The following is a 13,013-nucleotide window of genomic DNA, read 5'->3' as shown; positions in this document are numbered from 1 at the left end:
CTTTGGTCCTTTCAATGATGTATAAGAAATTTGGGGTTAAGTATACGGTGACAGCAGCAAAATAAAAACGCTTTACGACCCTTGTCGTACTAATCTCTTTATTTTTTCAAGAAATTTTGCTGCTTTTTAATAAAAAATGGCCCGTCAGGGCCATTTTTTGCTATTCCGCGTTGTCGTTATAGCTCAAGCACATATCAACTTCGTCTTTAGAACCGATAATGCACGGTACACGTTGGTGAATTTCTTCAGGCATCACCTCTAGAATTCTGCCCGTGCCCGTTTCCGCTTTACCACCTGCTTGCTCCATCAAAAATGCCATTGGGTTGGCTTCGTAAAGCAAACGCAATTTACCTGGCTTAGACGGGTCTCTGTTATCGAATGGATACATAAAGATGCCACCTCGACAAAGCAAACGGTGAATATCACCTACCATTGCCGCCACCCATCGCATATTAAAGTCTTTACCACGTGGCCCCTCTTTACCCGCTAAAAGATCGGCTACATATGCCTGCATAGCAGGTTCCCAATGACGCTGGTTCGAAGCATTAATTGAAAACTCAGAAGTTTGCTCAGGCACTTGAATATTCGGGTGAGTTAGCAGGAAACCACCATGGGTTTTATCAAGGGTATAAATGTGCGTACCGCGACCTGTGGTCAGCGCTAACATTGTAGACGGGCCATACAGTACATAACCTGCTGCAACCATTTGTGTGCCCGGCTGCAAGAAAGCAGAGGGATCGTCTGGCTTCATCCACTGCGGTGCATGAGTAATTGAAAAAATAGTACCGATTAGGCTGTTAATTTCAGTGTTTGAAGACCCGTCAAGCGGGTCGAAGCTTACTAAGTAGTTACCTTCTGGGTTGCACGGTACTACATCGTCTTCTTCTTCAGACGAGATGGCTTTAACGTAGCCAGATTCCCTTAGCGTGTCTTTTAAAATGTGGTTAGAGATAACGTCGAGCTTTTTCTGTGTTTCGCCCTGTACGTTTTCTGAAAGAGTTGAACCGAGCACGCCAGCAAGTGCGCCTTGACTCACGCGGAAAGAAATTTCTTTACAGCCCGCTAGCAGTGTACGAATGAGTAGTATTAACTCAAGCGGTGCACCGTCTTGTTGCAATTGGGAATTTAAACGTTTCATTGAATGTAAGCCTTTTTTTATGTGTAGGGTGTTGTACTTGCAGTCGCTCAGCTTTCCTTACCGGCGTTTATCTGAAGCACACACAGGTTTTAAGCCTGTGGTTAGATTGTAACCGTGTTCTTTGCTAAGTGGAACATACTTACCAAAAGTCATACACACACCATACCAGTTTGTATACTTTGAATACCTGAATGTTTACGGTGCACAAAGGCTGACAGCAGCACTGCTTTGATAAAAATTGAATTATCTATCGGCCTTATGGTTCTGATACAGTACCCCAATAACATGATAATTCATTGAGAATGCGCTATGCATGTACATATTTTAGGCATTTGTGGAAGTTTTATGGGTGGTATCGCCGCCATTGCCAAATCACTAGGCCACAAAGTAACAGGGTCTGATAAAAACGTTTATCCCCCTATGAGTACTCAACTGGAGGCATTAGGCATCGAACTGACCGAAGGCTATTGCGAAAGCCAGTTTGATCCAGCACCAGATATGGTAGTTATCGGTAACGCCATGTCGCGCGGCAATCCCGCCGTGGAATACGTGCTAAACCGCAACTTACCTTACACCAGCGGTCCGCAATGGCTGCTAGATAACTTACTAAAAGATCGTTGGGTTATTGGACTTTCAGGTACCCACGGAAAAACCACCACCAGCAGCATGGTAGCGTGGATTTTAGAACACGCTGGGCTTAACCCTGGTTATTTGATTGGCGGCGTTCCAGAGAACTTTGGCGTATCGGCCCGCGTGGGTGAAAGCCCCTTTTTTGTCATAGAAGCCGACGAATACGACAGCGCATTTTTCGATAAACGTTCTAAGTTTGTGCACTATCGCCCGAAAACTTTGGTTATCAACAACCTTGAGTTCGATCATGCCGATATTTTTGCCGACCTTGCAGCTATACAAACCCAGTTTCACCATTTGGTTCGTATGGTGCCAGAAAATGGGCTTATTCTTACCCCAAACAACACCCCTGCCATTGAAGATATGTTAAAGAAAGGCTGCTGGTCTGCTCGCCAATCACTGGGCAAAGAGTGGCATGCTGAGCTACTAAAGAAAGACGGCAGTGAATTCAATGTACTACATAACGGTGTTAACGTGGGAACCGTAACCTGGTCACTTGTAGGTCAACACAATGTAGACAACGCTTTAATGGCAATAGCCGCCGCTCATCATGCAGGCGTTACCTTACCTGACGCGATTGCAGCGTTATCCTCTTTTAAAAATGTTAAGCGCCGCATGGAAGTGAAAGGTGAAGTAAATAACATCACCGTGTATGACGACTTTGCGCACCACCCTACCGCAATAGCAACTACACTGGATGGGCTGCGCAAAAAAGTGGGTAATGCACGTATATTGGCTGTGCTAGAGCCGCGCTCGAATACAATGAAAATGGGTGTACACAAAGACACGCTGGCAAATTCTTGGCAAAAAGCCGATGAGGTTTACCTTTATGAACCTGAAGGCATGGACTGGTCACTAGTCGATTCAGTAGCGCACAGCAGTGCGCCTACTCACTGTTTCAGAGATGTAGAGAAGATCGTTCAAGACGTTTGCAACGTAGCACAATCGGGCGATCATATTCTTGTAATGAGTAACGGCGGTTTCGAAGGCATTCACGGCCGTATTCTCGACGCTTTAAAAATGAAGTCCAAACTGTAAAAAATGAGAATAACGTTATATTCGATAGACAAGCCCGCTTTGCTTGTTATCAACAGAGGCTAAACCATGAAACACGATAAGCAAGTTACGCTTGCTATTACAGGTGCATCTGGCGCACCTTACGCCCTAACGCTGCTGAAATCTCTGGTTAATGCAGATTATCAAGTGTATGTACTTATCTCTTCAGCGGCCAAGGTGGTATTTGCCACTGAAGAGAACGTAAAAATACCGGGCCGCCCCGAAGACGCAGCGGCGTTTTTTACCGAGCACTGCAATGCTAAACCTGACCAAATCAAAGTGTTTGGTAAAGAAGAATGGTTTTCACCAGTGGCTTCAGGTTCGGCTGCCCCAGCAAAAATGGTGGTATGTCCGTGCTCTACAGGCACCTTATCTGCCATTAGTATCGGCGCTAGCGATAACCTTATTGAGCGCGCAGCAGATGTAGTACTAAAAGAACGTGGCCAACTCATTTTAGTGCCACGGGAGATGCCCCTTTCTTCTATCCATTTAGAAAATATGCTTAAACTTTCACAAATGGGCGCTACCATAATGCCCGCTGCGCCAGGCTTTTATCACAATCCTAAAACTATCGATGATTTGGTGGATTTTGTTGTGGCGCGCATATTAGACCACCTGGGTATTGAGCAGACACTCGTTGCAAGATGGGGCTATCAATCTTCAAAACATTCAGAGGATTAATCATGTTCGCGTTTGCAAACAGGATTTGCGCAGTAGCGCTGAGCACACTATTTACGTTGTGCATTGCATCACCCGCCTTCGGCTGGGGACAAACAGGCCATAGAGTAACTGGCGCTATTGCCCAGCAGTACTTAAGCCCTCTTTCACATGCGGCACTTATGGAGCTGCTACCACATGGTTCATTGGCTGAAGCGGCGACTCATGCTGACGAAATGCGTTCTAACCCCAGCGAATTTTGGCAAAAAACTGCTAGCCCTTGGCACTACGTATCTGTGCCTAAGGGTAAAACTTATGAAGAAGTAGGTGCACCAAAGCAAGGTGATGCAGTTACCGCGTTAAACCAATTTACCGAAACCTTAAAAAGCGACACATCCAGCATTGAAGAGAAGCGCTTAGCCCTTCAATTTATCGTGCATATTATTGGCGACTTGCATCAGCCACTGCACGCTGGAAACGGCACCGACCGCGGTGGAAACGATGTAAAAGTACGCTTTTTCTGGCAAGACTCTAACTTGCACCGCGTGTGGGATTCACAAATGCTAGATCAGCGCGACTTGTCCTATTCTGAATGGACTGAATGGCTTACACAAACCATTACCTCAGAAGACATTCGCAGTTGGGCTACTACCGACCCTATGGTATGGATTGAGGAAAGTACTGCTATTCGCGATACCATTTATCCAGATGACGCAAATAACATGAGCTACGACTACTTATACAATCATCTGCCTACTGCTAAAAAGCGTTTGCAGATGGCTGGTATTCGCATCGCTATGTATTTAAACCAGGTGTTTGAAGAAGCGAACAAGTAGTTTTAAGTAACACCGACTTCAATTCGAAGTGATCTTAGGGCTTATCAGTTCGTCTTATTGGTGCTATCGGAAACCCCGCAAATAATGAAAACACGAACGGAGGCCTTACGCCTCCGTTTTTTAATGTATTCTCAAAACAGGTAGCTTTTGGTTACTGTTTAACTTCAATCTAAATCTAGCGGTTCAGGAGAAAGAATAACGCCCGTGCTATCTGCATACAGGTGGTCTTCAGGTAAAAACGTAACGCCGCCAAAGTTAACCGGTACGTCAACTTCACCAATGCTTTCACACTCGGCATTTACAGGAATTGCAGCGACAGCCAAAACGCCAATATCTAATTCAGCAAGACTATCAACTTCACGTACGCTACCGTAAATCACAACCCCTTCCCAGTCGTTATCAATAGCGACTTGAGCAGATGATGCATCAAACAACGCGCGACGGCTTGAGCCCCCGCCATCTATCAGTAGTACTTTACCCGCACCAGGCTGAGCAAGCACACGGTCGATAAGACCTCGGTCTTCAAAGCATTTTACGGTGGTAATCTCACCACCGAAAGAATAACGGCCACCAAAGCTTGCGAAAATCGGATCTACTACGTCTACGCTGTCAGCAAACAAGTCGCATAATTCAGATGTGTTGTATTCCATTATTTTGCCTTACTAAAATTGAGAAGCGTTGAAGCTCTATGCTCGTTAGACCTAGCATAGCATTTATTCTGATGATGCAAATGGTTGATTTAGCGCGTTTCATCAAATTTTTATGTTTTGTTAAAAAAGCAGTGATTCAGCGCAGATGAGTCTTAATTGAGCACGTATTTTGCTTTACTAATCTAGCTAAAATTGTTCTGCTAAAAATTTTGTTTAATAACCACTTTCCCCGTATGTGCAAAGGGTGCATGGCAAAAAATAGAAATTGCGTTAGATGTCAAAAAAGTTTCTTTTTTCCGTCACCCACTGGTCACAGACACACTTTAGCCTGTGCAGTAATTAACCGATAGGGGACAAGGCGATGTTGATGAAATCCTTGACCAAGTACGACACTGACTTATTTTATCGCCTCTACAAGCTGACGCAAAAAAGAGACTGTAGAAGTATTGTATGGCTTTCAAAAACAGGTGACGGCTACTTATACTTTGTTATCGGTATGCTGCTTTGGGCATTTGAGCCAGAGCACGGTGAGCTTTTCCTTTACACAGCGCTGATGGCATATGCGCTGGAATTACCCATCTATGTGCTGCTTAAGAAAATGTTCAAGCGCCCTCGCCCTTGCGATTTTCTAATGAATTTAACAGCACATGTCACGCCTTCTGATAAGTTTTCCCTACCCTCAGGCCACACCGCTGCTGCAACACTAATGGCGTGTATAGTTGCGCACTATTACCCGCCCTTCGCTTTACTGGCCTACTGCTGGGCCGCGCTTATTGGGCTATCACGCGTGCTACTTGGTGTACATTATCCCTCTGACGTGGTCGCAGGCTCTCTACTAGGCGTAACTATTGCAACACTAAGTATTTCAATTCTGGGGTAGCATGAAATTATTGTATGGTGTGCAAGGCACCGGTAACGGACATATTGCCCGAGCTAGAATTATGGCGACGGCATTGGCTGAGCGTGACGACGTTAGCGTTGACTTTGTTTTTACTGGTCGCGCCCCTGAAAAATATTTTGATATGGAAGTGTTTGGCGAATACCGAACATACAAGGGGCTGAGCTTTATTACGAAAAGCGGGCGCGTAGACAAATGGTCTACCGTTAAAGATGCCAACATTCGACAGCTTAATAAAGATATAAAAGCATTCGATACCAGCGGTTACGATTTGTTGGTTAATGACTTTGAACCCGTAACGGCTTGGGCTGCAAAGAAACAGGGGCTACCTTCTATTTCTATCAGCCACCAAGCGGCGTTCACGTACGACGTGCCTAAAAGTGGTAATACTATTTTCGATAGTTTGATCATGAAGCTATTCGCACCTACCGAACTTCAACTAGGTGTACACTGGTATCATTTTAATCAGCCTATTATTCCGCCGTTCGTTTCGGAAAAACCCGTTGTGTCTTCTGGTAATGGCCACGTATTGGTTTACCTCCCTTTCGAAGATATCGAAGATATTCAACAAATGCTTGAGCCACTAAGCGACCAAGTATTCGAATGCTTCCACCCAAACATCGACGAAGCGAAAGAAATGGGTCACATCCACTGGCACCCAACCTCTAAAAAACACTTTCAAAAAGCGCTGCAGCATGCCAGTGGCGTGATTGCCAATGGCGGCTTTGAGCTATCCAGCGAAGCACTCCAGCTGGGCAAAAAATTGTTGATTAAACCGTTACACGGGCAGTTTGAGCAGCTATCCAATGTGTTAACCCTTAACAAATTGGATTTGTGCCAGACTCTGTTTCAACTTGATACCGATATTGTGGAAGAATGGCTCGAGGCGCCTGAAAACGAAGCCATTGCCTTTCCAGATAACCCGAATATCCTTATTGACTGGCTTAAAAATAAAGACTTTTCTGATACCAAAAGCCTCTGCGATACGCTTTGGAAAAACGTTCAATACGGCGATAAAACACAAGAACGTTTATTGGCTCTTGCAATTTAACACCGCAATGCGATGATAGCGGCATTTGTCGTATTCTTTGCGGGATTTTTCGTGCTTAAAAAGTCAGTTGTTTTCTTGCTAACACTCACAGCATTATGTGGCTGTGGTTATAAAGGGGCGCTTTATATTCCTGACGCGCCTGCACAAAACACCTCTACTGAACCAACGTCTTCCGAAAATGCAGAAGTCGATGCTTCGTCTAGCGCCAATACCCCATCCCCCGCAACTACTTCTGGAGAGCTGAACTAGTGGATTTTTTCGCCTACAGCCAAGGTCAGCTGCACGCTGAACAAGTGGCTGTTTCTGATATTGCAGCCCAGCACGGAACGCCGGTTTATATTTATTCACGCGCTACGTTAGAGCGTCATTGGCACGCTTTTAATGACGCTATCGGTGAACACCCTCACCTTGTGTGTTATGCAGTAAAAGCTAACTCAAACATTGGTGTGTTGAGTGTTTTAGCGAAGTTAGGATCAGGCTTTGATATCGTTTCTGCGGGTGAATTGGCCCGTGTAATTGAAGCCGGTGGTGACGCAAGCAAAGTGGTATTTTCAGGCGTAGGCAAAAAACACGACGAGATCCGCTATGCACTAGAACAAGGCATTATGTGCTTTAACGTCGAGTCAGAGCCAGAGCTTCATCGCATCAACCAAGTGGCTGGTGAAATGGGTGTACAAGCCCCTATTTCTCTTCGCATAAACCCTGATGTGGATGCTAAAACTCACCCTTACATCTCTACGGGGTTGAAGGCCAACAAATTTGGTATTGCTCGCGAACGCGCACTTGTTACTTATGAATTAGCTGCATCGCTACCTCATTTAAATGTGGTTGGCATGGACTGTCACATAGGCTCACAGCTTACCGAAATTGGACCTTTTGTTGATGCATTAGAGCGCTTACTTCTGCTCATCGATGAATTGGCCGAGCGCAACATTATTATCGAGCACTTAGATGTAGGTGGTGGTCTTGGCGTAACTTATAACGATGAGCAACCGCCTCATCCAAAAGCCTACGCACAAGCTATGGCTGAAAAAATGGTAGGTCGTGAAAACCTTAAGCTTATCCTTGAACCTGGTCGAGCTATTGCGGCTAACGCCGGTATTCTGGTCACCGAAGTTGAATTTATCAAAGAAGGTGAAGAGAAGAGCTTCGCCATTGTCGATGCCGCTATGAACGATTTATTGCGCCCAGCGCTCTACTCTGCATGGCAAAATATTATTCCTGTGAAAGAAGGAAGCACGGCAACGCCTCGCACTTATGATGTTGTAGGACCTGTCTGCGAAACCGGTGACTTTATAGGAAAAGATCGAGAGTTAGCTATCGAACCAACCGACTTACTTGCGGTTCGAAGTGCTGGCGCCTATGGTTTTGTAATGGCCTCAAACTACAATAGCCGCTGTCGCCCAGCGGAGATTATGGTAGACGGCGACAAAGCAATTGTGGTTCGCGAACGAGAAAAACAAAAAGATCTCTGGCAAGGTGAGTATAAACTTCCGTAAACTAGAGACAAACTAACAAGATAGATGCGCGTTTAATGCAGGTTCAATTTTCTAAAATGCACGGCTTGGGTAACGATTTCATGGTTATTGATAACGTTACTCAGAACGTCTTTTTCTCTAAAGAAAAAATTCAGCAATTAGCTAACCGAAACTTCGGTATTGGCTTCGACCAGCTGTTGATGGTGGAACCGCCTTACGATCCTGAGCAAGATTTCCATTATCGTATTTTCAATGCTGATGGCTCAGAAGTAGAGCAATGCGGTAATGGTGCACGTTGTTTTGCGCGCTTTGTTAAACAAAAAGGTCTCATTAATCGCAACAAAATTGTCGTAAGCACCAAAGCCGGAAAAATGGTGCTGTATCTTGAGAAAGATGGTCAGGTTACTGTAAACATGGGCAAGCCTGAGTTTGAACCTGCGAACATTCCGCTTACAGCCAACAAGCAAGAGAACACGTATATTTTGCGTGTGGGCGAACGCACCTTATTTATTGGGTCAGCGTCGATGGGCAACCCCCATTGTGTAATGGAAGTAGACGACGTTGATACCGCAAACGTTGCCGAAATTGGGCCGCTTGTTGAGAAACACGAACGCTTTCCTGAAGGCGTAAACGTGGGCTTTATGCAGATAATTAACGAGTCACACATTAAGCTTCGCGTATTTGAGCGTGGTTCAGGTGAAACCCTAGCCTGCGGTAGCGGTGCGTGTGCAGCGGTTGCAATTGGCCAAATTCAGGGTAAATTAGGAAAAGACGTACGGGTGGACCTACCCGGAGGCAGTTTACGTATACGCTGGCCTGGCCCAGATAACGTGTTAAAAATGACAGGGCCTGCCGAACACGTATATGACGGACATATAAATCTATGAGCGAATTATCAGGGCAGTCTAACGCCACGCAATTAATTGAGCCATTTAACGACACAACGGAATTGTCGAGTGCTGATGTGCGCGCGTTTTTGTTACAAAACCCTGAGTTTTTCGCCGAGCATCCCGACCTGCTTGAAAAGATTAAGCTGCCTCATGAACACAAAGGCAGTGTTTCACTTGTCGAAATTCAAAGTGATCAGCTAAGACAAAAAGTCAGGCAGCTAAATTTCAAGCTAAACCAACTGGTTACCATAGCTAAGCAAAACGAAAAAATATATCGCGTTTATACCGACTTAAACGTGCAGCTACTGCGTTGCGAAAGCGTTGCTGAAGTACAGTTTACGTTAGAAGACGTGCTGCAAGAACGTTTACAATTGTCATCAGCGGTCATTAAAAGCTTTAAGGGCCCCCACGCTATTCCTGAACTACAGCAACGTTTGTTCACAGAAAAGCGTTTTAAAAACACCAACTTTTTCTTTGGTCGTTTGTCACAGCACGAACGCCAACTTCTTTTCGGCGAAAACCCAGCGGAATCGGTCGCCTTAATGCTACTTGGTGACAACCGTGAATTAGGTATTTTGGGCATTAGCAGCAGCGACGCCAGCCACTTTACGCCAGATATGGATACCCTCTTGCTTCAACAGCTTCAGCAAGTGCTAAATATCATCCTGCCTGAAATGATGGGATATTAGGTGCTGTGTCTACGGACGCCTTAATCAGCGACTCCTGCCAACAATGGCTAGACAAGTTTCTCCTTCACTTACAGGTTGAGCGCGGGTTATCTCTTCACACCATTAAAAACTACCAGCGTCAGCTTACTGAAGTGGCAAAGCTACTCGGGCTTTACGAGTGGTCCGGACTTACACCAAGTGATATAAAGCGAGTTATGGCTGATGCAAAAATGTCTGGCCACAGTCCACGCAGCATTGCGCTGAGGCTTTCAGCATTAAGAACCTTCTGCCAATACCTTATCGACCATCATCAGCTATTCAGCAACCCCGTAGAAGGCATTCAAGCCCCTAAACAAGGAAAACCGTTACCTAAGCAGCTTAGCGTGGATGAGATGCAGCAGCTGCTTAATGCCTCACCTCGAAGCAGTGACGACGATGAAGGCATGCAGTTAAGAGATGTAGCCATGTTTGAGCTGCTTTATGGGTGCGGGCTGCGTTTGAGCGAACTTACCGGGCTTAATTTAGCCGACTGTTTAAAAGACGGTACGGTAAAGGTCATGGGTAAAGGCAGTAAACAGCGAATACTGCCACTGGGTCGACATGCGCAAAAAGCCCTTAATGCCTGGTTAAAAGTTCGGCCAGCTTACGCTTCCCCGTATGAAAGTGCGGTTTTTGTAAGTAAACGCAAAACCCGAATATCGAACAGGCAAGTCGCGAATCGCTTAGATAAAATGGCGCAAGAGCAGTCCCTATCACAAAAAGTAAGCCCTCACAAACTGCGCCATTCTTTCGCTACTCACGTATTAGAATCCAGTGGCGACTTACGTGCGGTTCAAGAATTGTTAGGGCACGCTAACTTGTCGACAACACAGGTTTATACCCATCTCGACTTCCAGCACCTCGCCAATGTATACGATGCGGCTCATCCGCGCGCGCGAAAAAAATAACGCTCACTTAAGGTTTTACCATGCAGTTTTTCCGGTCTATCAACAAAGTCGAGGCGATGACTTTCGACCTTGATGACACCCTTTATAATAACGAACCAATCATCCAAAGGGCTGAGCAGGCGCTGCAAGCGCATATTGCTAGGCATCATAAAGATGCTGCGGCACTGTCGTCACAAGATTGGCAGGCATTAAAGCGAGCAGCTATTAAAAAGGATTTGCGTTTGGCGTCTGACATGGGGCAGCTTCGCCGTGTAGTGCTTACCGCAGCACTTGCTAACACCACACCTGAAAAGTTAACAACAGAGTTGAAACACGATGGTGAACTTAGTGATGCAGTAGAAGCTTGCTTTAATTGCTTTTACGACGCAAGAAGCGACTTTGAATTGGCTGACGATGTACACGCAGCCCTTAAGGCAGTAAGTAGTCAATTACCGCTTATCGGCATTACTAATGGTAATGTAAACGCAGAAAAAATAGGGATTGATGGTTACTTTGAAACCATTCTTCACGCCAGTACAACACGCCCGATGAAACCAGCCCGCGATATGTTTGATGAAGCGGCAGCACGTTTACATATTGCGCCAAAGCACATTCTTCACGTAGGTGACAATATTATCAAGGATGTACAAGGCGCGGTTAACGCTGGCTATCAAGCCGCATGGTTTGCCTGTAACAGACCCATGACACTAGCCAACGAACCTGTAAGCGTGCTTCCCCACGTAGCACTAGACAACCTAAATGAGTTAACCCACTTCCTATGAATAATGGGGTCAGAGTACTTTAGTCGCTTAAAAGTGGGGGCAAAATGTGGGGGTCAGAGTACTTTAAACTTTTACTAAGTATAAAACGGGGAAATGTACTCTGACCCCATTATTAATGTACTCTGACCCCATATTTTAGTTGTCTTCTAGTACGTTTTGGCGCATGGATTCACAGGGGCTTTGACAAACCGGTCTCCCAACTACCTTGGCTGGAACGCCCACCACGGTAACGTGAGCTGGTACGCTATTAAGTACAACGCTGCCAGCGCCGACTTTCGAGCCTTCGCCGATTTCGATATTTCCTAAAATCTTAGCGCCTGCGCCAATTAACACGCCTTGGCGAATTTTGGGGTGACGGTCGCCCGACTCATTACCCGTACCGCCTAACGTAACGCTCTGCAAAATAGACACGTTATCTTCTACTACCGCAGTCTCACCCACCACAATACCGGTAGCGTGATCGAACATAACGCCCTTACCAATTCGCGCTGCTGGGTGGATGTCTACACCAAAGCTTGATGAGTTACGGCTTTGCAAGAATAAAGCTAACTGGTGGCGCCCGTGAAGCCAAAGATAATGCGCCATTCGGTGTACCTGCACGGCATGGAAACCTTTAAAGTGCAGTAAAGGAGTAAGGTAATCATTCACCGCGGCATCCCGCGCATTAATCGCCATAATATCGGCAATGGCTGCCTCGCTAATACCTGGCTCTAACAAGTAAGCTTCGTCAAATACCTCACGTATAGCAAGCGCAGGCATCACGTCATCTGCCATTTTGTTTGACAAAATGAAGCTTAGCGACGATTCGAAATTATGGTGCGCAAGAACACTGGCATGCACATAGCTAGATAGCAAAGGTTCGTTTTCAGCAACAATTTGCGCTTCTTGTTTGAGCGTCGACCAGAAATCGATGGGCGTGGAGAGTGCGGTCATGAGCATATCCCGTTAATGTGCTGTTAGTGAGCTGGTTGTGTGCCAATGTACGTCATTAAAAAATTGGGGCCGTGTACTTTTTCAGCTTGCCTAAAATGGCTTAACTTTTTGACTAACTCTCGCCTTGTATGAAAGTGCAGAGGTTGCCAAAGTAAAAGAGCAGAAAGTTTACCCGAGTTTGGCGTGATGCAATACCGATGTGATACCTGCCAAGCGCATAATTCGATCAATTTATCGTATTAATTCGTTATAGCTAATAACTGTATCTTTCATTTGTGAACCTTTGGGCCTGCCTTTGACGGCATTAGGCACTGTAACAATTTAATTAGAACGGTCGAAGCACCTATTTACTAAAAAGCCCGTATAACCGCATACCCTAAAATCGGTAAATAACCGCGCTTTTAATTAACGAGAAGGGCG

Annotated in this window: 14 protein-coding genes; 11 read left to right on the top strand and 3 right to left on the bottom strand. The window is 45.6% G+C overall.

Going from position 1 to position 13,013, the window contains the following annotated elements; translation table 11 throughout:
- Positions 1-160 precede the first annotated feature (160 nt).
- Positions 161-1,138, bottom strand: coding sequence for a class 1 fructose-bisphosphatase (locus ACYTPF_RS14050; RefSeq protein WP_136783141.1), 978 nt, complete (start codon positions 1,136-1,138; stop codon positions 161-163).
- Between the two features lie 309 nt (positions 1,139-1,447).
- Between ACYTPF_RS14050 and mpl the strand changes: the two genes are divergently transcribed.
- The 3 genes from mpl (at position 1,448) to ACYTPF_RS14035 (ending at position 4,317) form a co-directional block, all read left to right on the top strand.
- Positions 1,448-2,806 (top strand): UDP-N-acetylmuramate:L-alanyl-gamma-D-glutamyl-meso-diaminopimelate ligase, encoded by a 1,359-nt coding sequence (gene mpl / locus ACYTPF_RS14045; protein WP_461852651.1) that lies wholly within the window; start codon positions 1,448-1,450, stop codon positions 2,804-2,806.
- A gap of 66 nt (positions 2,807-2,872) precedes the next feature.
- Complete coding sequence (locus ACYTPF_RS14040; RefSeq protein ID WP_461852650.1) at positions 2,873-3,505, top strand: flavin prenyltransferase UbiX; 633 nt, start codon at positions 2,873-2,875, stop codon at positions 3,503-3,505.
- 2 nt (positions 3,506-3,507) lie between these two features.
- On the top strand, positions 3,508-4,317 hold the full coding sequence (locus ACYTPF_RS14035) for a S1/P1 nuclease (RefSeq protein ID WP_461852649.1): 810 nt from the start codon (positions 3,508-3,510) through the stop codon (positions 4,315-4,317).
- Positions 4,318-4,481: 164 nt separating this feature from the next.
- Here the strand turns inward: ACYTPF_RS14035 and rraA are convergent, their stop codons facing one another.
- Positions 4,482-4,967 (bottom strand): ribonuclease E activity regulator RraA, encoded by a 486-nt coding sequence (gene rraA / locus ACYTPF_RS14030; protein WP_179982013.1) that lies wholly within the window; start codon positions 4,965-4,967, stop codon positions 4,482-4,484.
- Between the two features lie 367 nt (positions 4,968-5,334).
- On the opposite strand from rraA, the gene ACYTPF_RS14025 reads away from it, so the two are divergent.
- The 8 genes from ACYTPF_RS14025 to ACYTPF_RS13990 are packed head-to-tail and all read left to right on the top strand — an operon-like array spanning position 5,335 to position 11,660.
- Positions 5,335-5,847 (top strand): phosphatase PAP2 family protein, encoded by a 513-nt coding sequence (locus ACYTPF_RS14025; RefSeq protein ID WP_179982012.1) that lies wholly within the window; start codon positions 5,335-5,337, stop codon positions 5,845-5,847.
- A gap of 1 nt (position 5,848) precedes the next feature.
- Positions 5,849-6,916 carry an MJ1255/VC2487 family glycosyltransferase gene (locus ACYTPF_RS14020; protein WP_269917602.1) on the top strand — a complete coding sequence of 356 codons (1,068 nt, stop codon included), beginning with the start codon at positions 5,849-5,851 and terminating at the stop codon, positions 6,914-6,916.
- A gap of 51 nt (positions 6,917-6,967) precedes the next feature.
- Positions 6,968-7,165: an LPS translocon maturation chaperone LptM gene (lptM, locus tag ACYTPF_RS14015; protein ID WP_232091082.1), complete on the top strand. Its 198-nt coding sequence runs from the start codon at positions 6,968-6,970 to the stop codon at positions 7,163-7,165.
- Entirely contained in the window at positions 7,165-8,415 is a 1,251-nt protein-coding gene (lysA, locus tag ACYTPF_RS14010) for a diaminopimelate decarboxylase (RefSeq protein WP_461852648.1), read from the top strand. Before lptM ends, lysA begins: the two co-directional genes overlap by 1 nt.
- Before the next feature lie 35 nt (positions 8,416-8,450).
- Positions 8,451-9,281, top strand: coding sequence for a diaminopimelate epimerase (dapF, locus tag ACYTPF_RS14005; RefSeq protein WP_136783148.1), 831 nt, complete (start codon positions 8,451-8,453; stop codon positions 9,279-9,281).
- Entirely contained in the window at positions 9,278-9,973 is a 696-nt protein-coding gene (locus ACYTPF_RS14000) for a DUF484 family protein (protein WP_423078642.1), read from the top strand. Before dapF ends, ACYTPF_RS14000 begins: the two co-directional genes overlap by 4 nt.
- Before the next feature lie 5 nt (positions 9,974-9,978).
- The gene (xerC, locus tag ACYTPF_RS13995) at positions 9,979-10,899 is read left to right on the top strand and encodes a tyrosine recombinase XerC (protein WP_423078641.1); all 921 of its coding nucleotides are present in this window, start codon (positions 9,979-9,981) and stop codon (positions 10,897-10,899) included.
- A gap of 20 nt (positions 10,900-10,919) precedes the next feature.
- Entirely contained in the window at positions 10,920-11,660 is a 741-nt protein-coding gene (locus ACYTPF_RS13990; RefSeq protein ID WP_461852647.1) for an HAD-IA family hydrolase, read from the top strand.
- 135 nt (positions 11,661-11,795) lie between these two features.
- Here ACYTPF_RS13990 and cysE read toward each other — a convergent pair whose 3' ends face one another.
- Positions 11,796-12,593 carry a serine O-acetyltransferase gene (gene cysE, locus ACYTPF_RS13985; protein ID WP_179982004.1) on the bottom strand — a complete coding sequence of 266 codons (798 nt, stop codon included), beginning with the start codon at positions 12,591-12,593 and terminating at the stop codon, positions 11,796-11,798.
- Between the last annotated feature and the right edge of the window lie 420 nt (positions 12,594-13,013).

The organism is Alteromonas sp. HB246098, from assembly GCF_054890645.1.
The sequence above is the reverse complement of the archived record's forward strand: the minus strand, read 5'-3'. Positions and strand labels throughout refer to the sequence as shown.